The 21548-nt window shown below is 29.5% G+C and carries 31 protein-coding genes; 2 read left to right on the top strand and 29 right to left on the bottom strand.

The window, feature by feature from the left end:
• Nucleotides 1-183: 183 nt before the first annotated feature.
• From BUB32_RS01810 to BUB32_RS01785, 6 genes are all read right to left on the bottom strand, one after another.
• Entirely contained in the window at nucleotides 184-819 is a 636-nt protein-coding gene (locus BUB32_RS01810) for a hypothetical protein (protein WP_072966942.1), read from the bottom strand.
• Between the two features lie 202 nt (nucleotides 820-1021).
• Nucleotides 1022-2161: a hypothetical protein gene (locus BUB32_RS01805; RefSeq protein ID WP_072966940.1), complete on the bottom strand. Its 1140-nt coding sequence runs from the start codon at nucleotides 2159-2161 to the stop codon at nucleotides 1022-1024.
• Nucleotides 2162-2270: 109 nt separating this feature from the next.
• Complete coding sequence (locus BUB32_RS01800) at nucleotides 2271-3128, bottom strand: amidase domain-containing protein (protein WP_072966938.1); 858 nt, start codon at nucleotides 3126-3128, stop codon at nucleotides 2271-2273.
• Nucleotides 3129-3281: 153 nt separating this feature from the next.
• Complete coding sequence (locus tag BUB32_RS01795; RefSeq protein WP_072966936.1) at nucleotides 3282-3482, bottom strand: helix-turn-helix domain-containing protein; 201 nt, start codon at nucleotides 3480-3482, stop codon at nucleotides 3282-3284.
• 4 nt (nucleotides 3483-3486) lie between these two features.
• On the bottom strand, nucleotides 3487-3888 hold the full coding sequence (locus tag BUB32_RS01790) for an RNA polymerase sigma factor (protein ID WP_072966934.1): 402 nt from the start codon (nucleotides 3886-3888) through the stop codon (nucleotides 3487-3489).
• Between the two features lie 277 nt (nucleotides 3889-4165).
• The gene (locus BUB32_RS01785; protein ID WP_072966933.1) at nucleotides 4166-5428 is read right to left on the bottom strand and encodes a hypothetical protein; all 1263 of its coding nucleotides are present in this window, start codon (nucleotides 5426-5428) and stop codon (nucleotides 4166-4168) included.
• A gap of 274 nt (nucleotides 5429-5702) precedes the next feature.
• On the opposite strand from BUB32_RS01785, the gene BUB32_RS13330 reads away from it, so the two are divergent.
• Nucleotides 5703-5807 (top strand): transposase, encoded by a 105-nt coding sequence (locus BUB32_RS13330; protein WP_407702961.1) that lies wholly within the window; start codon nucleotides 5703-5705, stop codon nucleotides 5805-5807.
• A 232-nt stretch (nucleotides 5808-6039) separates the two neighbouring features.
• On the opposite strand, the gene BUB32_RS01780 is transcribed toward BUB32_RS13330, so the two are convergent.
• The 19 genes from BUB32_RS01780 to BUB32_RS01695 all read right to left on the bottom strand — a co-directional run bounded on the left by BUB32_RS01780 (nucleotide 6040) and on the right by BUB32_RS01695 (nucleotide 18502).
• Nucleotides 6040-7374: an amidase domain-containing protein gene (locus tag BUB32_RS01780; protein ID WP_072966931.1), complete on the bottom strand. Its 1335-nt coding sequence runs from the start codon at nucleotides 7372-7374 to the stop codon at nucleotides 6040-6042.
• 86 nt (nucleotides 7375-7460) lie between these two features.
• A complete protein-coding gene (locus tag BUB32_RS01775; protein ID WP_072966929.1) occupies nucleotides 7461-7661 on the bottom strand; it encodes a helix-turn-helix domain-containing protein in 201 nt (66 codons plus the stop codon).
• 213 nt (nucleotides 7662-7874) lie between these two features.
• Complete coding sequence (gene corA / locus BUB32_RS01770; RefSeq protein ID WP_234949211.1) at nucleotides 7875-8843, bottom strand: magnesium/cobalt transporter CorA; 969 nt, start codon at nucleotides 8841-8843, stop codon at nucleotides 7875-7877.
• A 275-nt stretch (nucleotides 8844-9118) separates the two neighbouring features.
• On the bottom strand, nucleotides 9119-9259 hold the full coding sequence (locus BUB32_RS13055) for a hypothetical protein (RefSeq protein ID WP_234949210.1): 141 nt from the start codon (nucleotides 9257-9259) through the stop codon (nucleotides 9119-9121).
• 158 nt (nucleotides 9260-9417) lie between these two features.
• Nucleotides 9418-10044, bottom strand: coding sequence for a hypothetical protein (locus tag BUB32_RS01765; RefSeq protein ID WP_234949209.1), 627 nt, complete (start codon nucleotides 10042-10044; stop codon nucleotides 9418-9420).
• A gap of 53 nt (nucleotides 10045-10097) precedes the next feature.
• A complete protein-coding gene (locus tag BUB32_RS01760; RefSeq protein WP_072966927.1) occupies nucleotides 10098-10523 on the bottom strand; it encodes a hypothetical protein in 426 nt (141 codons plus the stop codon).
• Between the two features lie 395 nt (nucleotides 10524-10918).
• The gene (locus BUB32_RS01750; RefSeq protein ID WP_327192053.1) at nucleotides 10919-11329 is read right to left on the bottom strand and encodes an ATP-binding cassette domain-containing protein; all 411 of its coding nucleotides are present in this window, start codon (nucleotides 11327-11329) and stop codon (nucleotides 10919-10921) included.
• A gap of 349 nt (nucleotides 11330-11678) precedes the next feature.
• A complete protein-coding gene (locus tag BUB32_RS01745; protein WP_072966925.1) occupies nucleotides 11679-12017 on the bottom strand; it encodes a DUF3796 domain-containing protein in 339 nt (112 codons plus the stop codon).
• Between the two features lie 296 nt (nucleotides 12018-12313).
• Entirely contained in the window at nucleotides 12314-12769 is a 456-nt protein-coding gene (locus BUB32_RS01740) for a hypothetical protein (RefSeq protein WP_234949207.1), read from the bottom strand.
• A gap of 64 nt (nucleotides 12770-12833) precedes the next feature.
• Nucleotides 12834-13088 (bottom strand): LuxR C-terminal-related transcriptional regulator, encoded by a 255-nt coding sequence (locus tag BUB32_RS01735; RefSeq protein ID WP_072966923.1) that lies wholly within the window; start codon nucleotides 13086-13088, stop codon nucleotides 12834-12836.
• Nucleotides 13089-13225: 137 nt separating this feature from the next.
• The gene (locus BUB32_RS01730) at nucleotides 13226-13879 is read right to left on the bottom strand and encodes a hypothetical protein (protein ID WP_072966921.1); all 654 of its coding nucleotides are present in this window, start codon (nucleotides 13877-13879) and stop codon (nucleotides 13226-13228) included.
• 2 nt (nucleotides 13880-13881) lie between these two features.
• The gene (locus tag BUB32_RS01725; protein ID WP_072966919.1) at nucleotides 13882-14694 is read right to left on the bottom strand and encodes an ABC transporter ATP-binding protein; all 813 of its coding nucleotides are present in this window, start codon (nucleotides 14692-14694) and stop codon (nucleotides 13882-13884) included.
• A 117-nt stretch (nucleotides 14695-14811) separates the two neighbouring features.
• The gene (locus BUB32_RS01720; RefSeq protein WP_234949206.1) at nucleotides 14812-15102 is read right to left on the bottom strand and encodes a hypothetical protein; all 291 of its coding nucleotides are present in this window, start codon (nucleotides 15100-15102) and stop codon (nucleotides 14812-14814) included.
• 9 nt (nucleotides 15103-15111) lie between these two features.
• Nucleotides 15112-15270 (bottom strand): hypothetical protein, encoded by a 159-nt coding sequence (locus BUB32_RS12915; protein ID WP_200773837.1) that lies wholly within the window; start codon nucleotides 15268-15270, stop codon nucleotides 15112-15114.
• The gene (locus BUB32_RS01715; RefSeq protein ID WP_072966917.1) at nucleotides 15267-15686 is read right to left on the bottom strand and encodes a hypothetical protein; all 420 of its coding nucleotides are present in this window, start codon (nucleotides 15684-15686) and stop codon (nucleotides 15267-15269) included. The genes BUB32_RS12915 and BUB32_RS01715 overlap by 4 nt, the downstream gene beginning before the upstream one ends.
• A 403-nt stretch (nucleotides 15687-16089) precedes the next feature.
• Nucleotides 16090-16800 carry a DUF3108 domain-containing protein gene (locus BUB32_RS01710; protein ID WP_072966915.1) on the bottom strand — a complete coding sequence of 237 codons (711 nt, stop codon included), beginning with the start codon at nucleotides 16798-16800 and terminating at the stop codon, nucleotides 16090-16092.
• Between the two features lie 2 nt (nucleotides 16801-16802).
• The gene (locus tag BUB32_RS01705) at nucleotides 16803-17555 is read right to left on the bottom strand and encodes a hypothetical protein (RefSeq protein ID WP_072966913.1); all 753 of its coding nucleotides are present in this window, start codon (nucleotides 17553-17555) and stop codon (nucleotides 16803-16805) included.
• Nucleotides 17556-17787: 232 nt separating this feature from the next.
• Nucleotides 17788-18111, bottom strand: coding sequence for a DUF1648 domain-containing protein (locus tag BUB32_RS01700; protein WP_072966911.1), 324 nt, complete (start codon nucleotides 18109-18111; stop codon nucleotides 17788-17790).
• Between the two features lie 70 nt (nucleotides 18112-18181).
• On the bottom strand, nucleotides 18182-18502 hold the full coding sequence (locus tag BUB32_RS01695) for a DUF1648 domain-containing protein (protein ID WP_072966909.1): 321 nt from the start codon (nucleotides 18500-18502) through the stop codon (nucleotides 18182-18184).
• Between the two features lie 234 nt (nucleotides 18503-18736).
• On the opposite strand from BUB32_RS01695, the gene BUB32_RS01690 reads away from it, so the two are divergent.
• Entirely contained in the window at nucleotides 18737-19654 is a 918-nt protein-coding gene (locus tag BUB32_RS01690; RefSeq protein ID WP_072966908.1) for a 1-phosphofructokinase family hexose kinase, read from the top strand.
• Between the two features lie 146 nt (nucleotides 19655-19800).
• Here BUB32_RS01690 and BUB32_RS01685 read toward each other — a convergent pair whose 3' ends face one another.
• The 4 genes from BUB32_RS01685 to BUB32_RS01675 form a co-directional block, all read right to left on the bottom strand.
• Nucleotides 19801-20040, bottom strand: a complete 240-nt coding sequence (locus tag BUB32_RS01685; protein WP_234949205.1) for a hypothetical protein — start codon at nucleotides 20038-20040, stop codon at nucleotides 19801-19803.
• Nucleotides 20041-20353: 313 nt separating this feature from the next.
• Entirely contained in the window at nucleotides 20354-20491 is a 138-nt protein-coding gene (locus BUB32_RS12800) for a hypothetical protein (RefSeq protein ID WP_159428527.1), read from the bottom strand.
• A gap of 192 nt (nucleotides 20492-20683) precedes the next feature.
• On the bottom strand, nucleotides 20684-21106 hold the full coding sequence (locus BUB32_RS01680) for a hypothetical protein (RefSeq protein ID WP_072966906.1): 423 nt from the start codon (nucleotides 21104-21106) through the stop codon (nucleotides 20684-20686).
• A gap of 53 nt (nucleotides 21107-21159) precedes the next feature.
• A complete protein-coding gene (locus tag BUB32_RS01675; RefSeq protein ID WP_072966904.1) occupies nucleotides 21160-21477 on the bottom strand; it encodes a hypothetical protein in 318 nt (105 codons plus the stop codon).
• Nucleotides 21478-21548: the final 71 nt, after the last annotated feature.

The following is a 21548-nucleotide window of genomic DNA, read 5'->3' as shown; positions in this document are numbered from 1 at the left end:
ATTTTGTCCAGCTATTCTGATGTACTTCAAAACATACTAAGGTTACAGGGGTTGATATAAATGGCACTTTTTAGGTATGTTTTTTATTACAGCTGTTCAAATGGGAATGTTTAAATTAAAAAACACAGGGTGAGTCAATTTAAAACTTTTAAAAGTAGGTCAATTTTAATCCGCTATTGACACTCAATATATCTTCACTTCAGCATTTTCTAAAAGCAAATATTCTTCTCCATCCCTCCACTTAATTATGAGTTTTATAGGCTTTCTAATGGCTTCCAAGATTTTTTCCCTATCTTTCACATCAATTTGATTTATATTTGGCAACCAGGTAAGCCGATCAATTTCTGTCATATAATCCATCTTCTCATTATTCTTCACATTTAAATCTATCTTTTGATTCTTTAGAGTACCAAAATATAATATCCCAGACATTATATATGGCTCCAATCCTTCGTCAACAAATGCTTGTGCTTTAAAGTCTTTTATAACTTTACTGCTAATATTTTCTATTATTATTTTATACTGTAAAGAAGTATATTTATTGGACTCTTGAGCTTCTTTTGCATTTTTAGCCCATTCAGAAGTTTCATTGCCAGAAAATTGGTATTTCTTTCCCACCTCAATTAGAGTATAAATTTTAAAATTATTACTCTGCGTAGAATAATTCAAATCAGGAGCTTTATTAGTATTGTATAAAAATAGATGACTTCTATTGTAGTTATAATAATCATATCCTATCAATGCTAATACAACAAAAAGAACTATTAAGCCCCAAAATAACGCACGTTTAAAATTTTTACCACCATTATTTTCTCTCATTTTTCTAAATTTGCCCTCCTTACCTCTCCCTTTTTTCCCATTATACCTCTTTAAATGTTAAAATTTATTAAGAAATTCTTAAATTTTGGTTACAAATTGTTAACAATTAAAAATGTAAAAAACAGTTCACTTTATATGCTTTTTCGGATTAAGTGAACTGTTTTCTAATTTTAATAAACTGTACATAGATTATGCTATTATATTATTCTATTGTTTCTAAATTCGGAAAATACATCAAATCCGCATTAAATTCTTTGTGCAGTTTTTTATCTTTTACATCAATCGAACATGCAACTTTTTTATCAGGACCAATTACGTCCCACATACCATTGCTCTTAGGATGTATTGCACCTAATAGCTTATTATTTTTAAGCGCACATATTAAAGGATCTACATTTGTATCCGTACTTATAGGAAGGCTTAAAATCAACACATCTTTATATTTTCCAACAGGCTTTATATCTTTGGAATAGTCTGGATTAAAGTTTCCTTCTTTAACGATACTTCTACATTCTTTCACAACGTTATCAAGTAAAGTTACATTTTTTCCCTTAAGATCGACTTCACATAAAGTTTTGAAACATTGAATATAGTATTTAGAACCTATAAGCATTGTATTATAAGGACTAGGTGTATAAACAACACCACCTTCAGGAAGTTTTACCTCTTCCCAGCTTATCTTGTTGATGTTATCTACATTGCACTTGGCAATATATATATTTGTATGTGTATCAAAGGGATAACTAAAGATAAATGTTATATCGCCTGTTTTTCTGTCATAATCTATAAAGCAAGGATAGTTATATTCACCTACTGTTATGTCATTGCCTTTGTCATCTTTTGTTTTATATAGAAATGATACATCATTTTCCGCTACATCGCTGTTATTGTGCAAATATAATGTATAGCTTTTAACTTTTTTGATTGGTTCAGGATTGTTATCCAAATTTCTTTTAGCTATAATGTCTTTGCCGTATACCGTATTCATATCATTGCTTTTAACAATCTCTGCTTTATCTTTATATTCATGTGTTGGATAAGAAGTTTTCCTTAATACTATCCTATTATCTCCATCCCAAAATACCGGGGTGAGAAAAATCCTATCTTCAGAAACATAGACCGTCTCTTCAGTTAAATTTACTTTAGCATTATTTAAATCCCAATAACATAATCTTGCTGCATATTTATTGTCTGACTCATTTGTATATACAAAAAAAGGTATTTTTATCTTTTCAACACCGCTCTTAGGGCTTTTATTTTCTGTAACTTTTGTATTGTCTATAATATAACAACCTGTAGCAATAAATATAAGTGCAAAGACCATTAAGAAAAACTTTTTCATAAAGGCCAAAACCCCCTTCTTTAAAAATTTATTATAAAGAAGAAACTTATGTTGCTTCTTCTTTATAATAAATTAACACTCATTAACCTTAATTCCACAGAACATAATATTAATAGCCTGATATATTTGAGTAATTTACTTGATTCCTATCATTTGTATGCCCACTAAATTGTCTTATTATTGTATCATTTTTAACAATCATAACAACATGAGAAGTAGATGTGTAAAGAACTCCTCCAGCCGATGCAGATGTATAATTTGATGCTTTCCAGTATCCCTTACCAACCATATATCTTTTTAGTGCATCTGTATTTACCCATGCTAATGTCGTCTGTGCGGCAGTACCTCTATGCCAAGTACTATCCGCCACAGTACTATCCATCGGAATGCCACCTGCATGTAAAGCCTGTGATACAAAATCAGCACAATCATTATGACATAACTCAGAATAATATGGATACACATCATTGTTCCATGTATTTCTAGCTTGCAGTATGCCGCAGGACGTTCCATGATCATAGCATGATGTAGCATTTATAGACCATTTATTGGCATAGTCTCTTGCAGCAATCCTGTCATATGAAGCATAAAGTGCAGGTGAATATTCCTCTCCCTGTGAATTTAAAATCTGTTGCATATCATGTATGCCCTCTTCCTCTATTTTTTCTGACGATTTAGGAAGCAGATCCTGTATTGGAACCATAGTATCAATATTCTCTGCCATTATGTTTATTGAATCTTGAATAATCTGGTTGTTTTTTACCTCAGCAGTAACTGTAAGGAAAAAATTATTGTCATCAGCTTTATTTATATACTGACTTAGATCATTAAATCTAAACTCCAATTCTTTAGAAGCTCTTGACAATTGATCTTTTTTTAGGCTATTTTTATTTGCTTCAAAAAGAGCGCTTTTCATTTTATCATTAGATTCATATTTAAAATTATTTAGATTAACCTCTTTAAGCATTCCCAAATACTTTCATATTCCTTCTCCTCTCTTTTATATTGTGTAATACCATAAATTTATAAACATTTTCACCTCCCACTTTTTTATTTCCTCCCTCTATCTATATAAAAGCCAAAATTCCTAAAAAATATTCCATAATTCAAAATTTATTTTTCACTTTATCTCAAAATTTCTTACTGCTCTTATTATAATCTCGATTAAATCCCGCCTTATCTCTTCTTTTATTTCTTCATCTACATCTTTTATACTACCCATTATTAAGGGCTCAAAGCGCCTTATTATTCCCTCTATAGCTTCTTTATCTCCCTGTTTTGCTTTCAGAATAATTTCAAAAAGCCTTCCACGCTCTTCCATAGTTTCAAACTTCCTTTATGAATTCTTTCAATTTTTGAAGAGCTTTTTTCTTTATTTTGCTTATACAAGACTGCGTTTTACTGAGCATTGATGCAATTTCTTCTTGAGATATACCTTCTACAACATTTAGCATTAATACCTCAAATTCTTCTGGTTCAAGTAATTCTTTATATTTTAAAAGCATACATTTATCTATTACCTCATCCTCAAATGAGATATAACTGTATGTGATGTTATCAACTACCTCGTCTTTGCTCTCACTGCTTACATTATTTCTTGGTGCATCTAATATTAAAAGCTCTCTATATTTTACTTCTTGATATTTCTTTTTAAGCTTTATAGATTCAAACTTGATATATCTAGCTAAATACCCAATAAAAATAAATTCCACCTCATTTTCTTTCATCCTTTTGCCCTCCTTACCTCCTCCTTTCTTCCATTATACCTCTTTAAATGTTAAAATTTATTAATAAATTCTTAAATTTTGGTTACAAATTGTTAACAAACAAAGGGGATGGTTCCTTTTGTCTGAATTTGAATTGTTCAGATGAAAGGAACCGTCCCCGACGTCTGATTTATTAACTCTCCGTTTTTCTACATTATACCTTTTTAAGTACTAAAAAATGTCTCTTTAGGTTAAAAATTTTTATCAAATACAGTTTAAAGAAACCTATATTTTGATTTTATGGACCAGAGGTTATAGAGTAAATATACCACTTATCATCATTGTTACTTTTTACCATATCTACAAATTTATCATATATACCATCTTTCTGATAAAATTCTTTGTGTTCTTTCCAAAATACCTCTCCTGATACATGAAAGCGGTAAAAAGTATATCCTTCCTTATAGAAATCTCCGCCAGGAGGCCTGTTATATTCTTCAATTGTTTTAATTTGTACACTCTTTATATTTGCTATCTCCTCGACCATATCTTTATAATTTTCACTGTGATATATTAATTTTTTTATTTCATCAACTTTACCTTCGTTAATTAATCTATAAAATTCCTCTAACTGTGCCTTTGCCTGCTTATTTTTCCCCCTGTGGTCTATATTCCATATTTTCCAATCGGGTTTATTTTTCTCTTTAACAAGGTAAACAAAATCACAATTTTCACCATCCCGTTCCTCATAAGCATCATCTTTATCAAAAGCTAATTTGTAATATACTATAAAAGCCATTCCTTCATATATCGATGTATCAACATCTAATTTGAAAGGATAATAATAAGGATACACTTCGATAAATCTATCATCACTACCATATATAGAGAAAACATCTTTATTGCTCTCAAAGGATTTTAAATTAGTTACTATATAAATATCTTCTTTCAGCAAATCTTTATAATGTGGACTATTTGAATCCCAAAATCTGCTAAGCTTATCAACCTTTCTATCAGCAATAGCTTTATAATATTGTATAACAGGGGTTATAGAATCGCCAATTTTTTTATGGTATACTTTCCATATGCGCCATGAGGCTTTATCATTGTTTTTTTCTTTTACTAAAAAAATGTCGTCAGTGTTTACCCCATTATTTAAATACAAAAAATAATCCCCATTAAAAGTAAACCTATATTTCGCTGTTAGCACAGCACAATCATATTTTTTTGTCAACTTTTCCTTCTCATCTTGTGATATATATCTATATTTTACACTTAAAGGTTTTATATCAATAACCTGAAGCTTGAAATTTTCAATTCCCTGAAACAAATCTCGCAATTCAATATCTGTCCCTGTCGTATAAAAATTATTACCTTCCCACATTTTTTTACATTCATTTACATTTTTCCTTTCAATTGAGTAATAATACAATTTTACTATTTCTTCTTGTGAGAAGAGGGATTGTTTATCGTAACTTGAACATACATATTTATTGCTACAGGATGTGCTTTGAAGAATGGTAAATATAAGAAAAACTACAAATAATAATTTCTTTTTCAACTTCACAACGCTCCTTTTCTAATACTTTGTAATTTAACCGAATCAATTTTAAAAAACATTATTTTAAGAAAAATTCAATATCTTTGCATTTTTAAATAAAGATTAATTTTTTGCTTTTATTTAACTGATCTTTTGTCTCTGACAAACTTAAAAGTGGAAGCTACTTCACACTATGCCCATCATTTGTATACCCTTCTGGATTCTTCTCTTGAACTTGCTCCCTTTAATACTTTATCCTATATGATCAATTTTTTATCGTTAAACTTTTTTTATAATGGTCATGGGGGATGTCCTTGCTGCTGATATTATCGTCAAAATCAGTGATATCAAAAGGTTTAATAATGAAGCTGCTCTTGCCAAGTATACCGTTCTCATCTAGAATAAATATCAGTTTGGTAATTTTTTAATACTCACAAGATATTCCTTTGATTAAGTGCGGTAATCAGTGACTGCAATACTATCTTGTTGAAGCTGTTAACTGTGTTAGAGTGTATATATTAAGGTTTAAAGAATACTATTAAATGCGTCAAAGATTTTTTAGTGACCTTCGTAACCTTTTATTATTTACTTTCAAAACATTAATGTTAACCATCTAAAAAATTATTATGAAATTAATTTGCATTATATTTGAAATTTATTATTTTAATAAATTTCAGATTACTAGGTGGGACTGAACCATATAATTGTGTAATATTAACGTTTAACCTGTTTTTTGTATGTGCACTAACATATATTTCATTCCAATCTGTATAACCATTTCCATTAATATCGTTAATACTTGAGACAATTAAAACATGCGAAGGTGTATAAACCACATCTCCAGGTTGAATATATTTTATATCATACACTAAACCTCTTACACCATAACCGTTAGCGGAATAATTTTGGGTCACATAGTCATAGAAATCTGGTACATATGTCCAATTCCATTTCCCACTATAATTAGAAGCTCCAGAAGAATCACACCACCAATCAATCATCATCGGGATATCGTGAGAATTTATACTTAAAGGCTCGTTTACTCCTCCAAATCCATACCAAATGCATTGTGAAACAAAATTTTGACAGTCATTATCTGCGAATGATTTAAAAAATTTATTGTAATTAGCTGTCGAGTTAGTACCTGTATTATCTGTATATGTAACTGCATACTCTGCTGCTTTACCACGGTTATAAGAAATATAGGTATCACCTGGTATCGAATGGGGACTTATAGTAAAATCTTTACTAATATTTTGTTTATAATCCTCTTCTATCTCTTTAAACAATTGTAAATTTGATTCTTTCAATTTTATTGAAAGTTCACTTTGTTTTTTATTGAACTCCAACAAATCAGTTTTCATATTTTTAATTTTCTTCCAAAAGTCCGTTTTATATCCGTATAATTGTTTGAATTCATCATCATAAATATCTTTTTCTATCAGCCATGTTTTATTATTTTTTATTAAAGTAAATTTGTATACATTTTGGATTGTATTTGTTACTCCATTTGTATAATTGTACAAGCAATCCACACGAACTATAGCTTCCACTTCGGCTTTGTTGCTATTTACTATATCTATTTTATTGAATTTAATTGAAATGTTATATTCCAATAACTTATCGTTCGTTATCTTCATAGATTCTATAAAATAATTTAATCTATCTCTTTCATACTGATAACATTCATTAGTTAATTCACCCACAGATGTTTCTTTAAAGCTGAATAGTTTAGCAAAATCATGAAAATTTTGATCCTTTAAACTTTCATATTTAAGTACTAAATATTTTTTAATTAATTGTTCTATTACTGCTTGGTCGATGTCTTTAGATGATACACTCGTGTTTGCATAAGAAATTGTTATAACGGCAGACAAAATATAAGTTACTAAAACAAGGATAATCAAAATTCTCTTCATAAATATCCTCTCCTCATCTTTTATTTCCGGGGAACGTTTTATAAACATTTTCACCTCCCACTTTTTTATTTTCCCCTCTATCTATATAAAAGCTAAAATTTCTAAAAAATATTCCATAATTCAAAATTTATTTTTCACTTTATCTCAAAATTCTTTACTGCTCTTATTATAATCTCGATTAAATCATGCCTTAAATCTTCTTTTATTTCTTCATCTACACCTTTTACACTACTCATTATTAAGGGTTCAAAGCACCTTATTATTTCCTCTATAGCTTCTTTATCTCCCTGTTTTGCTTTCAAAACAATTTTAAAAAGTCCTCCACGTTCCTCCATAATTTTAAACTTCTTTTATGAATTCTTTCAATTTTTGAAGAGCTTTTTCTTTCACCCCTTTGCCCTCCTTACCTCTACCTTTTCTTCCATTATACCTCTTTAAATGTTAAAATTTATTAATAAATTCTTAATTTTTGGTTACAAATTGGTTACAGAAAAATTTGAAATTTTAAAACATAAAAAAAATAAAAGCCCATAATATTTAGGCTTTTATTACCACCATCCCCTTCTTTTAAAATACAAAATTTCTGCAAAAGCTATAATTCCCATAACCGCTAGAGTAGCAAAATAACCATATTCTGTATTAAGTTCGGGCATATTTTTAAAGTTCATCCCATAGATACCAGCAATAAGGGTTAGAGGCATAATTATTGTAGCTATAATTGTAAGAATCTTCATAACTTCATTCATTCTATTTGATATGTAAGACATATAAAGATCTAAAGTACCAGTGAGAAGGTCATGGTAAGTATCAATAAAGTCAAACAATCTCATTATATGGTCATAAACGTCCATAAAGTACAATTTATTTTCTTCTTTTATTATGGCAAAGTCATGTCTTAAAAACGTATTTAAAACCTCTCTTTGGGCTGTTATGATTTTCCGCAATTTCAACATGTTCTTTTTTAGAAAAAATATCTTGCTTTGAATTTCTTTACCCTCTTCTTCAAAAATTTCTGCTTCAATCTCATCAATTTTATTTCCTACTTCATCTACAATAGGAAAATAATCGTCTATAATCTCATCTAAAAGATTATAAAGCAAAAAATCGATTCCTCGCTCAAAAATATTCGCGGCGCTCTTTGCTTTCTCATAAACAGTATTCACAACTTCCATATTACCCCAATGAACTGTAACAATATAAGTTTGAGAAACAAAGACAAAAATTTCTGAAATTCTAAATTCCTCTTCCAGTTTTCTTCCTTTAAAAACATTCATTACTATAAAATAGTAGTCCTTGTAATCTTCTATTTTAGATCGCTGCTTCCTATGAAGACAATCTTCTATAGTAAGAGGATGAAACTTAAAAACATCGCTTAATATTTTAATTTCAGAATCAGTTGGGTTTTCTAAATCTACCCACAAAAGATTTCTATTGTTAATTTTTTCTGTAATAGTGTCAGGGGAAAAACTGGCAATTTCCCCTTGTGAATATGATAAACACCTAATCAATTCATTCACCCCATGCCTCTATATCTATAAGCCATTGTTGTGATTCTTTTTGTTTCTGTCAAACAAAAGGGGTCGTCTTTTCTATTTGAACTTATATTATTTATTTATTAAACAAGCATATTTCCATTCTCTCTTTAAAAAGTACTTGTTCAGTAAGTTGAACTGCTATATAAAATATAATTTAGCTTCAAAAAATTCCTTTATAGATTCTAAACAATTCGAACAAGTATCCGCTCTTTACCTTCATTATACTATAAAAAATTAAAAATTGTATCATTGTAGTCTTAATATATCTTCACCTCAGCATTTTCTAAAAGCAGATATTCTTCTCCATCCCTCGACTTAATTATGAGTTTTATAGGCTTTTTAATGGCTTCCAAAATTTTTTCCCTATCTCTCACATCAATTTGATTTATATTTGGCAACCAGGTAAACCGATTACCTCAATTAGAGTATAAATTTTAAAATTCTTACTTTGTGCATAATAATTCAAATCAGGAGCTTTATTAGTATTGTATAAAAATGGATGGCTTCTATTGTAGTTGTGGTCTGAGAGACAAAAGGAACCGTCCCCGATGTCTGATTAATCCAAACTGTACACATACCCCAAGTCAAATATTTGCCTTATAATTTCCCTATCATTTTTAAAAAAAGTTAAACCCATTATTCTGTAACCTTTATTTCTGGCAATAGTGACTGTCCCCATTGTTTCTATTCTATTACCAGAGAAATCTTCTGGTGTAATTATAGAAACTGAATACTGATTCTCTATATACCAATCGCTTTTTGACACTATATCCCAATATTTATCTAATATTTTTACAATCTCTTTTTTACCTTCTTTCTCAAAAACCTCAAAAACTGTATACAGTCTAAGAATACCAAAATTGTCCTTTTTCTCACGATATATTGTATATTGATATTTCCCCTCACTTAAAGGCTTTACTTCTTCACCATATACATCCAGTAATTCTCCTGTCAGTTTGTCAATAATTTCAATTTTATCATCTTTTTTTAATATTTTTACTTGGGAAAAATCATAAGAAAGCTCTAAATATCCTCCCCTAAGCTTTACTTTCCCTGAATAGTCTGGTATTAACATTACCTCTTCTCTACTTTGTTTTAAAAAAAATGAATGCTCTACAAAGAAAATTATAGAAAAAACCAAAATGATAAATAAGCTCCAAAAGACCATTTTCTTTTTCACCATCTAATTCCTCCTACAAATAGGATATATTCAATTTATTGAGCTTTTTATAAACTCTATTTAACAGATTGCCAAATAGACTCCAAATGATTATACTCAATCGGCCCATTAATGATTTCATAGGTATATCCATTTATTATGATTATATTTTCCTTATCTTTTTCATCAAAGGCTACAAATCCACTTTTATCATGGGAATAAAAATTGATTGCATAATATGAAAAATCCACTCTCCCCTTTAAATGACTATTCATCCTATATTTATATTCTCTTAGCCATCCAGTTAGTTCCTTAATTTTTTCTTCATTTTCTGTTGCGTTAAATTGTCCGTCCTTTAATATTTCTACTTTGTAAACACTATCAAGATTAAACCCAAGCGCTTCATCAATAGTTTTTACTCTGTAATCATACCAACTTTTAATTAAAATAGCAGAAAAACAAATTAACAAAGCCCATAAAATAATCTTTGCTGTTTTACTCATTTTACCACCCTTAACTTTATAAATTCTAAGGACTTATTTTGACCGTCTATATCTTTACGGTATAAAACTTCTATAGCTTAATCACTTTACAGTAGATTAATTTCATCAAAAACTCAAGGAGTCAAATATCTTTTTACTTCCGGATCATTTATAAATTTCAAAGCCAGTTCCACATCCTCTTTTCTATAAGCCCTAAGTTTTACCTTTTCTCCTGTAAACAACCTATTCGCCATCCTTTCTTAATAAAAATTTTAAAAGTTATTAATGTTATCCGTGGCAAACAATTTATAATAACATCATCTTAACGAATACTTAAAATATTAGGAGAAACTATATCTTCCCCAACCATTTTCACACCCTAAATAATGCCCATTCCTGTTTAAACATTAGTGCTGCTATATTGAAAGCTTGCCTGCTGGTCTATCAATAAATTCAGTCATATCAAATTTACGGGCTAATATATCAATTTTTTTATTTGCCTCCTTTTTATCCATATCATGAAGCTCTGCAAAATAAAGTATATTTTCCCTTGCAGTAAGCCTGTCATATAAACCGCTTTCTCCTCCAAAAAGTATCCCAACTTCTTTTCTTATCTCTTCTGGTTCTTTTATTAAGTCTTTCCCATTTATAATGGCTGTCCCATTCGTAGGCTTAAGCATTGTAGCAAGCATTCTTAAAGTTGTGGTTTTGCCTGCACCATTTTCACCCAAAAGGCCATATATTTCTCCTTCTTTTGCCTTAAAACTTAAATTGTCTACTGCTTTAATGTTTTTAAACACTTTAGTAAGTCCAACAATTTCTACCAAAATTACCCCTCACCTTCAATTTTTATCATATTTGACCTTCATTTGAAAAAATTTTAAATGCAAATTATAATCTCTCAAATTACAATAAAAAATAACCAATGAAACACAATACTATAAATTCTACAAAATTCCCCAAAATCCTTCTTCTATTTCCAATTAACAGTAAAATTCAATATAAGCTTAACATAATTATACCTTATTACCTTTTTATATTTCTAACAGTTAAAGCGTAATCCAAATCATAAAAATATTGCAAAAGGTAGTGGAGTAATTTCTTTTCATCTCCCATAGGTTAATTATGTACCAATTGAAAATTCTGTTATAGGCTAATAAAACAGAAGTCTGAGTTTTATTTTTGTTTACTTCCTGTGTATCTATAAAGTAAGTACGAATCTATAATAAAAACTAAAGCAAAAATAATGCAAAACATAGCTTTAAAAATTTCATAACTTACGTTGAATATAAGCATTATTAGCATGAATGATAAGAAAAAACTAGTCACAACAAAACTTACTGTATGCGCTTCTGCCATTTTGTTTTGAAGTTGTTTATCTTGTGGAATGTTAATATATCGACTAGTAAAAAAGTTGGAGAAAAAAACAAAAAATGTAAAATACATATAAGATTTAAAAAATCCTAAAAAACCAAGAAAACCAAGAAAGCCTAACAACCAAAATAATTTTTTCATACAAATTCCTCCTAACATGCATAATTATGACCTTATGTTAAAATTACATCAAATTACTAATATTTTTCACAATAAGAAAGACAGTATTCTCTTTAATACCGTGTCATATTTTACCATATCTAAAATATTATTTTCATCAATCTTTTCTCTGTCTTTATTGTGTACCTCTGAGTATGAATATAATGGACTGTAAAATAGCATATAGCTTAGAAAAAAAAGCAGCTCCTATGACCATTATTACTGCTAATACAATTTTTATAATTTTTTTAGACATGGATACTGCCTCCTATATATTTTTAACTCAATTTTAATATTGGAATTTTAAATATCAATATAAAGAAAAGCAAAGAGAAAATCAATATTAAATCAGAAATAAATCCGTCAACAAAAGCATTAATAAACCCCAAATTCTCACTGGCATATTTCCTAAGAGGATAATAGACAAAACCTGCAAAAACAGGAAAAGATAAAATTGCAAGCAGTACACCATATACAAAATTATATTCCATCTTCAATGTATTAAACCCTAATAGTAAAAAACACGCTAGTCCTGCTTCGGCGATGAGAAAATAAATCGTTCTTAACGTCCCTTTTATGGTTCTATTATCTTTATATTCCATCACTTTATTATCTCTCCTCTTAACATTTATATCTTCCATAAAAATACCCCTTTCTTTTATATTAAATTTTTCTACTACCATTATAATATCTAAATTTACACTATATCTACTATATTTTAGTATATTTTTCATTACATTTCCAGTTAATATTTACATAAATATGCAAAAAAACTATACTAAAGTATAGTCTCAAATTTTAATCAAAATTTACCAGCACTAACTTAATTGCCTTTATTACTGCCTCTTTGATATTTTCTAATCCAAGTTTTTCTACTATTTTTATCTTGTGATATCTCACAGTCACAACCTCTATTCCCAGAGCTTCTGCTATGTTTAACTCTCTGTATCCCTTTACTTCTAATGCCAGTATTTTTATCTCATTTATCTCTTTTTCTTTTACTATCTTTTCATACTCAGTTGCTATTTTCTCAGCCAGCAGTTTTATTATCATCAATACTTCATCCGCAATTTTCTGATATATACATATCTTACTATCTTTCCCTTTTCATCACTATATATTTTGCATGCATTATTCTAAAAAGAGTAAAATAATCTTCATTTTGCCTCGCATCAATATTATCCATATAATCATGATAGTATTACTTTTTCAGAATCAACATTATTAATAAGAATAATACCTGTAATAAAGAGTAAAAAGGTGAAAATAATAATACTATAATTTACAACTTTTATAGAAACATTCTGGGAAATTATAAAATTGGGGAGGTATGAAAGCACAAATATTAAAATGAATTTAATTCCATATACAACCGAAACATTCTTTAAAGTAAGATCAAAATAGAAGATTAATAAAATAGTTCCAACCACAAAAATCAAAGCGTTACATAACGCCATAATAAAAGTAATTAATGTAACAGGATGAAACATTAAAAACATAACTATTCCCCAAATTAATACTACACACATACTAAAGATAATAGGAGGAAAGAGTTTAATTGCAAAAATTACCCCTGGTGGTAGAGGCAAAACAAAATATCTATGATAGAGATTACTTAATTTTTCTTTTTCAAAATTTATAGTCGTCATAAAAGCAGCTGCATACGAAATTATAATCATAAGAAATAAAGTATAAAAAGTGCAAATATCAGAAGAAGAACTAAATAAATCAAAAACATTTTTCATATTTTTTACAACAATTGCTACAACCAAATTTAAAAGGATAAAAGGGAATATTGACACTTTTAAAAAATTAACAAATTCTAATCTTATAAGTTTTAGCATTTTTACGCCTCCATCCCCATAATCTTTATATATAATTCTTCAATATCTTTGATAGCTTGATACTTTTGGATATTAAACTCTTTAATTACTTTTTCATCAACTACATAAAGATTCTTGTCTTTTACTTTATTATCCAAAAGTTCAGGATAATTACCCTCTACTAAATACAGCTCTTTTTTAATTTGAATTTCTATCAATGTTTCTCCTTCTTTTATTAATCCTATTCTGTCGCTTATTTTTTGTACTTCATTTAAATTGTGAGAACTAAAAAGTATGGTTTTTCCTTGCGATTTAAACTCTAATAGAATCTCTCTTATGGTAAGCTGCATTTCTGGATCTAAACCGGATGTAGGCTCATCAAGAATTAATAATTCTGGCTCCGGCAAGATAGCATTAATTAAAGAAATTTTCCTTTTCATCCCTTTAGAAAGTTGTTTCACTTTTTTATATAAATCACTTCTGGAAAATTCCATTATATCAAGATATTTATATATTTCCCTTTCCTCAATTCCATATATATAACATGTTTGTTTCAGGTTATCCAATACTGTCCACTCCGGGTTTAAAGTCTCATACTCAAACATAACTCCTATTTTTTTGAAATGTCCTCTGGTCAAATTTTCTTCAAATATTTTTATTTCTCCACCATCTCTTTTGAGTAAACCGAGTATTATACGTAACGTCGTTGTTTTCCCTGCACCATTCTTCCCTAAAAAACCATAAATCTCTCCTTTAAAAACCGTCAGGTTTACATCTTTTAAAACAGGATTCCCATTTATTGATTTTTTAAGTTTTTTTACTTCAATTATTTTCATCGCGTACCTCCACAATAAATTATTATCACTTTTAAATAATTCTATCTCCAAATTAAAAAATATGTTCCAAAATACAAGATTATCACCCAACCATAAGCCATTGAAACTTTAAATGATTCAAGAATAAAACCAAGATATCTTTTTGTATATTTTCCTATTATATAAAACATCTAAAAGGTATCCTTCACTATCTACAAGCAAGAAAATATATCTATTTTTCAATTGTGCACGTACCTTATTAACACATTTTCTAAAAACTTTTATGAGTTTTTTATTCTCTTGTAATTTCCTTTTCATTTCCTCTTCTTCTAAAGATATTAATGGAGCATCTAACGATTTTGTAAGCCCTATTTCCAGACACTTTTTATAAGAAAAAAGTATTTCATTAGACTTTGTATCTTCTACCAATATCTCACTTCACTTTAACTCCATCCACTCAAACATAAAGTTTGCAAAAAGTAAAAACATACCGATTTCAAAACCATCATCAAAGATGTTGTTAAAACTCCTATTCCCGTACTTTTTGTCAGGACACCCAGGGGAATTGCTACTGCAGTAGCATTCTACTTCTTTCATAGTACCTCTGGATTCAAAAATTGAGTCATTATCTCATAAACAAGTCGGTTATCAGTAAACCCTGTAAAGAAACGCCAGTTAATTAAAAGGTATAATCTTTTCCTCGTACCATTCTTGGTAAATTCAAGCACTAAGGGTTCTCCACGACATAAAAAGGCAAGACGTGGATACTGACCAACTATTCCACCAGCCCAAAAACGATTATAAAGAGAATCATAATGGAGACTTATTTTTGAAAGCTCATTAAACTTTATTTCTTCTAAATTGGTCAATATTAGCCCTTCCTTACTTATTACTATTTCACCTTTATGAGGAAATCGAAAAGAAGGATGAACAAAACCTAACAGAGACTTTTTCTCTGCCAGTTCTTCAGCATAAGCTGCAAAATACTTACCAGTAAAAAGCGGTTCAGACATCTTGCATTCCCCCTTTTTTTCTTACTATCCACCCAGCAAAAGAACCAAGCAGAATAATACTCAACTAATTTTTTATTCATTTTTATTTTATAATCCATTATATATCTATTTTTCAATTGTGTACGTACCTTATTAACACATTTTCTAAAAACTTTTATGAGTTTTTTATTCTCTTGTAATTTCCTTTTCATTTCCTCTTCTTCTAAAGATATTAATGGAGCATCTAACGATTTTGTAAGCCCTATTTTCAAGCACTTTTTATAAGAAAAAAGTATTTCATTAGACTTTGTATCTTCTACCAAGATCTCACCTCACTTTAACTCATCCTTTCAAATATAAAGTTTGCAAAAAGTAAAAACATGCCGATTCTAAAACCATTATAAAGAATCTGTTCAAAGACATTTTATTTGTTATTTTCAACCTTTTTAAGCTTATACACAAGTTTTCCATTGTCATATTGATACATAAGTCTATTTTCATCATCTGAATACCATATATACTGCTTAGCTGCTCCTGCCTTTAATTCAACTTTAAAGCATTCTGCTTCTCCATACGGAACTGTCACTTTCTCTTTAGACACAACTTTATTTGTAATAGGTACTACCTGAGCAGTTGAAGCTATTGCATCATATATAGTAAACTCTGCTCCTACTTGAAAGGGATATGCTCTCATAATCATAGGAAGGGAGTCATTATCATAATAATATTTAGGAAGTTTAACAGTTAGATTCTGCTCCCCTTTGGAAGTTTCAGCTTTAATATTCCACTTATCCTTGTAGATAGTCTCTATCTTTATATCCCCTTGTGGTGACATTACACTATAATAAGAACTTACGGGCATTAAAGTATCAGATTTAACTGTAGTACCAGTATTCAGTTGTGTTGAATCAATCTTTGTGATAGACGACATCTCATAAGTATTTGTGCTTTGAGACTTTTCAATTGTAAATTCTGCTGTGCCAATTAATTTGTCATTTTCAAAAATATCATAAGTAAGCCTCTGATAATCTCCCCATGGAATCCTGTCAATCTCCATTTGCTTTGCATTCTGTGAACACCCTGCAAGAATAAACAATGTAAAAATTATAACTGTCATTAAAAATCTTTTAAACATACTTAGACTCTCCTTTCCCTTTTAATAGCATTTTTATAAAGAAAATAAAGCAAAACATAGCCTAATAAAATACTCAACACTAAAAACGACATTGAATTAAAAAGCGAATAAAATTGTAGATAATATTGGCATAGAATAACAAAACCATCAATAAACATATGATAAAACATTGCAATAATAAAATATATTAAAAGACTAATGAATTTCTTATTAAAAACATACCTACTAAAGCCTATTCCTATTATCCCTCCCATAATTCCATGTGCTAAAATAGCAAAAAACCTTTCTAAAACATAACCAAATCCTAAAGTTAAACCTACAGGAAACTGCATTCCAAAAATTTGACCATATTGAGGGTGATAAAACAAAAACATCAAAGACATCGCTTCGCCTATACCATAAGCAAGCCCTGTATATGTAAAAATCGCTGTAGAATATTTTAAATCTTTAAATTGTACCATCATATTCTTATCAAGAAAGTATACTACAACCAAAACAGCTAATAATTTGGCTAATTCTTCCCAAAAAGCATTATCTGCCTGCACAATTGTAAGTACATACCACAATGAAGTGTTTAAACTTAAAAGATAAACTTCCCAGTGTTTCCTCAATAAAAATATTATTTGAAATAAAAAACCAGAAATGAACAAATACACCCACATCCTGTTTTTTATATGTATATCACCTTTTCTCAGTGCTATAAACAAGAACGAAAATATTATAATTACATCAACAAGTACCATTACAAAAAACATTTAAAGTACCCCCTATCTCATCGTTTTCATTTTCTGCAACCTTAAATTTTATACTCTGTGTGAGATAATAAAGTTATTATACAAGAAATTTTTTACACAATACTATAAATTCTACAAAATTCCTTAAAATCCTTCTTTTGTTTCCAAGCTATAGCAAAATTTAACTTAAGTTTAACATATTTCTATCAAATTACCTTCTTACAGTTCTAACTATTTATAATCAGAAAAGGTACTATTTTCGTATAAAAACATACAATAGAAAAATGTCAAAAAGTAAAAGTATAGCCCCTGCTGCAATATCATATGTCCCATGAAAAATTTTCTTTTTCCCTTTTGCTTGGGGATATTTTACTGCAATATAAGAAAACGACTGCAATATAGGTATAAAAAATATAAATTCCAACTTAGATGCAGTATAATTTATATTCCCAAAAGCATCCCTTTGAAGTGGTATACTTTCAGGTAGATACTTATATGCAAAAATATTTATAATAAAGGTTATAACTGGAAACATCCAACCGCATTTATAAAAATATTTTATTATTCTTTTTGACATCTTAATATCATCCACCTTTACTTATTTTTCTATAAAATGTTTTCAAAGAGTTAAAATTACAATTACCCTTTCAAATGGCTTTTAAATTTATTATAAGAATTATTACATCTACAATTAGCATAAGCAGATTAACAAAAATAGCGTATAAATATGTATAAAGTGTCTCCCCTATGCTTTTTTCTCTAAGTCTTACATATCCACTAAATAAAATTTGTATCAAAGGAAGTATAAAAACAAATGTCATTTTAGAGACAGTATTTGAAATACTACCATCAAAATGCCACTGAATAGCAACATTCTCAGGCAATGCCTTATAAAAAATGATGTTTATGATAAATGTGAAAACAGCAAATAACCAGTTATTTTTGCCTAAAAAATTTATTGCTCCCATAAAATTTTCTCCCTTCTTATACTTCGTTTTTCTCTTCATTTAGCTTTTTTCTTTTCATACATCAAGCCAAATATAAGAGCTAAAAATATTAACCAAAGATTCGTTATAATTATAACACTCGCTTCCTATAAAATCCACTATACTTTCGTATAGTATCTCAAACTATAATACCTTGTAACTCGTCTTTTAATAGTTTATAATGGAAAAAAGAGTATATGTAAGGAGGAGATAATTTTGATTTTTACACTGACACTAAACCCATGTTTAGACAGATATTTATATATCGATGAGCTTATACCTGAAGATACAATAAGAGTATATAGAATTGAAGATTATGCAGCAGGAAAAGGAATCAATGTCTCAAGAGTTATAAAAGAAATTGGCGGTAACTCTATTGCTATATGCCCTTTAGGAGGCAATAATGGAAATCAGATACAATTCCTTCTGGAGAAAGAAAGAGTACTGTATTCAGCAATAAGAATAGAGAAAGAAACACGCATGAATATTATAATACAAACTTTAAAAGGCCAGTATAGAATGAGCCTACCCGGTGCTCCCCTTACAAGCTTAGAATACGACCTTATCATAGACATGATAAAAGCAATAACAAGAAGAGGAGATACTCTTATAGCTTCCGGAAGTTTGCCTGAAGGTTTACCATCATCAGTTTATTTTGATATTGTAAAACTATGTAATGATATAGGCCTTAGGGTATATGTTGATACTGATGGGGATAATCTTAAAGAAGCTGTAAAAGCACATCCTTTTGGCATAAAGCCCAATCTGTTTGAGCTATCAAGATTATTAGGAAGAGATTTAAAAAAGGAGGAAGTACCTTCTGCGGCAAAAGAAATAAGTGAAAAATACGGCATAAATGATGTGCTTGTAACCCTTGGAAAAGATGGTGCTATTGCTTATGTAGATAAAGAAACATACAAAATAGACACAATAGAAGTAAAAGTAAAAAGCGCAGTAGGAGCCGGGGACTCTTTTCTTGCAGGCTTTGTTTATAAAAGAGATGAGTCGGTAGAAGAGGCATTAAAGTGGGCGGTAGCCAGCAGTTCTGCTTCAGTTATGAATGAAGGAACAACTCTTTGTAAAATAAAAGATGTGATAAATCTTCTTGATAAAGCTACTGTAAAAAGGATATAAATTAAATGGGCGTAAGCCTGGCATTAAATAAAAAATGGCACCACATATATAAACGCCACAAAGTCTTTTAAGGGCTACGCCCATTCATATTACATTATTTTGTCATCTAAGATTTTTTAGACATGCACACTGCCTCCTATATATTTTTAACCCAATTTTAATAGTGGAATCTTAAATATCAATACGAAGAAAAGGAAAGATAGTACTAATATTAAATCAGAAATAAATCCGTCAACGGAAGCGTTAATAAACCGCAAATTTTCACTGGCGTATTTCCTAAGAGGATAATACACAACACCTGCAAAAACAGGAAAAGATAAAATCGCAAGCAGTATTCCATACACAAAATTATATTCCATCTTCAATGTATTAAACCCTACTGCCAAAAGACACACTAACCCTCCCTCGGCGATGAGAAAATAGATCGTTTTTAACGTTCTTTTTATGTCTCTCTTATTTTCACTTTCTATACTTCCTTCTCTTTCTTGTTAACATTTAAATTTTCCATGATATACCCCTTCCTTTTATACTAAACTTTTCCTAATATAATTTTGATTTGATACAGAACTCGGTTTTCCTGCAAAAGTAGAATAAAAAAAGTGGATGTTTAAAAACGTTTCTAATCAGAGATAATACAAAAAGAGGAAACGGTTCCTTTTGTCCGAAAAAAATCAGACAGAAGGAACCGTCCCCTTTGTCTTATATAGGCTTGCCATTTTTGTCAAGCCATTTTGATGCAACTTTTGAGGAGTTTGAAGTGGCTTCTTTTACAGTGGCTGTTTCTATTTTCTCCGTACTTTCGGAAACATTCTTTATTGCTTTTTCTGCAACTCTCACCGCTTTCTCTGTTTTTGCTATATCTACTGCTGCATCTGCTGCTTTCGCAATCTATATTATTAAATTCTTGGTATTTTTATTTCTTTCTTGCTGTATTTTCTATTTTATTATTTTTATTGTATAATGTATAACCTTTTCATTTGATAGACTAATCTACCAGGACTATCCTGGCAGATTAGTCTAATTCAACGTTTATTTGTAAATAATAAGTATACTGCTTGTATAACCTTTAGCCTCAAAGGTTGATGCAATTTCTCCCCAGTCAAATTCTGCTACATCTTCTTTATAATATTCACCATCCCGCGTTCTCTTTAATTCTATCCCTTTACTTCTTAAATATTCATCATGTATTTCTTTCCGCTTTGGTTCTTCATCCCATTCTTTTATAAGTGGACTATATATCATCAGGGAAACTTCTTTTAAGAAGGAATCTTTAAAATACAAACTAATGTAAAAGTCATGGTTATCTATTTTATGGAGTCCATCTATTTCCATATACATTTTTTCATCCTGTCCAGTGTAATATCTTGTTTTTTTAAATTCTTCAAGACTTAATTTTGGTGATAATATTAAATCTGAGTTTACTATTATCTCCCCTGTTTTTAAATCTATCATTTTTACCTCCCATTTATAACTAATAAATCTACCAGGATTACCCTGGCAAATTCTTAGTCTTTTAGCTGTCTTTCATACATTGTAGCAATATCCAAAAGTTTATCTTCTATTTGCGATTCAACTTCCCACCCATCTGTGAAATACCATGGATACTCCAATGCCCTTTTGTTCTTAGGTGGTAATCTGTTCTCTATTGCCATTTTCCTTAATTCTTCTAATTCTTTTTTTATAAACTCAAGTTGGTTTATTTTCCCATGCCCTGGTATGCCTTTTTTCCTGTTTTCTATCTCTTTCTCAAGCTCGGGTATTACATCATCTATTGCTTCTATTAGTTCTCTTACTTCGTATAATTTGTTCCTTTTAAGGACCATGCGTTCTTACCCTCCTTCAATACTTCTGGATTCGGCAGAAATATCTGTCTTGCTCCTCCCGGTCTTCCCCA

It is taken from the genome of Thermoanaerobacter uzonensis DSM 18761, assembly GCF_900129115.1.
Classification (GTDB): domain Bacteria; phylum Bacillota; class Thermoanaerobacteria; order Thermoanaerobacterales; family Thermoanaerobacteraceae; genus Thermoanaerobacter; species Thermoanaerobacter uzonensis.
The sequence above is the reverse complement of the archived record's forward strand: the minus strand, read 5'-3'. Positions and strand labels throughout refer to the sequence as shown.

Excerpts from the sequence above, each read along its gene's own strand:
- BUB32_RS01735 (WP_072966923.1), bottom strand. The coding sequence starts at position 13,088 with ATGATAATAAAACTGCTGGCTGAGAAAATAGCAACTGAGTATGAAAAG.
- BUB32_RS01810 (WP_072966942.1), bottom strand. The coding sequence starts at position 819 with ATGAGAGAAAATAATGGTGGTAAAAATTTTAAACGTGCGTTATTTTGG.
- BUB32_RS01730 (WP_072966921.1), bottom strand. The coding sequence starts at position 13,879 with ATGCTAAAACTTATAAGATTAGAATTTGTTAATTTTTTAAAAGTGTCA.
- BUB32_RS01760 (WP_072966927.1), bottom strand. The coding sequence starts at position 10,523 with ATGAGTAAAACAGCAAAGATTATTTTATGGGCTTTGTTAATTTGTTTT.
- BUB32_RS01700 (WP_072966911.1), bottom strand. The coding sequence starts at position 18,111 with ATGTCAAAAAGAATAATAAAATATTTTTATAAATGCGGTTGGATGTTT.
- BUB32_RS01740 (WP_234949207.1), bottom strand. The coding sequence starts at position 12,769 with ATGAAAAATATACTAAAATATAGTAGATATAGTGTAAATTTAGATATT.
- BUB32_RS12915 (WP_200773837.1), bottom strand. The coding sequence starts at position 15,270 with ATGAAAGAAGTAGAATGCTACTGCAGTAGCAATTCCCCTGGGTGTCCT.
- BUB32_RS01780 (WP_072966931.1), bottom strand. The coding sequence starts at position 7,374 with ATGTTTATAAAACGTTCCCCGGAAATAAAAGATGAGGAGAGGATATTT.
- BUB32_RS01695 (WP_072966909.1), bottom strand. The coding sequence starts at position 18,502 with ATGGGAGCAATAAATTTTTTAGGCAAAAATAACTGGTTATTTGCTGTT.
- BUB32_RS13330 (WP_407702961.1), top strand. The coding sequence starts at position 5,703 with ATGGTCATGGGGGATGTCCTTGCTGCTGATATTATCGTCAAAATCAGT.
- BUB32_RS01725 (WP_072966919.1), bottom strand. The coding sequence starts at position 14,694 with ATGAAAATAATTGAAGTAAAAAAACTTAAAAAATCAATAAATGGGAAT.
- BUB32_RS01675 (WP_072966904.1), bottom strand. The coding sequence starts at position 21,477 with ATGGTCCTTAAAAGGAACAAATTATACGAAGTAAGAGAACTAATAGAA.
- BUB32_RS01715 (WP_072966917.1), bottom strand. The coding sequence starts at position 15,686 with ATGTCTGAACCGCTTTTTACTGGTAAGTATTTTGCAGCTTATGCTGAA.
- BUB32_RS01765 (WP_234949209.1), bottom strand. The coding sequence starts at position 10,044 with ATGGTGAAAAAGAAAATGGTCTTTTGGAGCTTATTTATCATTTTGGTT.
- BUB32_RS01680 (WP_072966906.1), bottom strand. The coding sequence starts at position 21,106 with ATGATAGATTTAAAAACAGGGGAGATAATAGTAAACTCAGATTTAATA.
- BUB32_RS01800 (WP_072966938.1), bottom strand. The coding sequence starts at position 3,128 with ATGCTTAAAGAGGTTAATCTAAATAATTTTAAATATGAATCTAATGAT.
- BUB32_RS01710 (WP_072966915.1), bottom strand. The coding sequence starts at position 16,800 with ATGTTTAAAAGATTTTTAATGACAGTTATAATTTTTACATTGTTTATT.
- BUB32_RS01790 (WP_072966934.1), bottom strand. The coding sequence starts at position 3,888 with ATGAAAGAAAATGAGGTGGAATTTATTTTTATTGGGTATTTAGCTAGA.
- BUB32_RS01775 (WP_072966929.1), bottom strand. The coding sequence starts at position 7,661 with ATGGAGGAACGTGGAGGACTTTTTAAAATTGTTTTGAAAGCAAAACAG.
- BUB32_RS01805 (WP_072966940.1), bottom strand. The coding sequence starts at position 2,161 with ATGAAAAAGTTTTTCTTAATGGTCTTTGCACTTATATTTATTGCTACA.
- BUB32_RS01745 (WP_072966925.1), bottom strand. The coding sequence starts at position 12,017 with ATGAAAAAATTATTTTGGTTGTTAGGCTTTCTTGGTTTTCTTGGTTTT.
- BUB32_RS01795 (WP_072966936.1), bottom strand. The coding sequence starts at position 3,482 with ATGGAAGAGCGTGGAAGGCTTTTTGAAATTATTCTGAAAGCAAAACAG.
- BUB32_RS01705 (WP_072966913.1), bottom strand. The coding sequence starts at position 17,555 with ATGTTTTTTGTAATGGTACTTGTTGATGTAATTATAATATTTTCGTTC.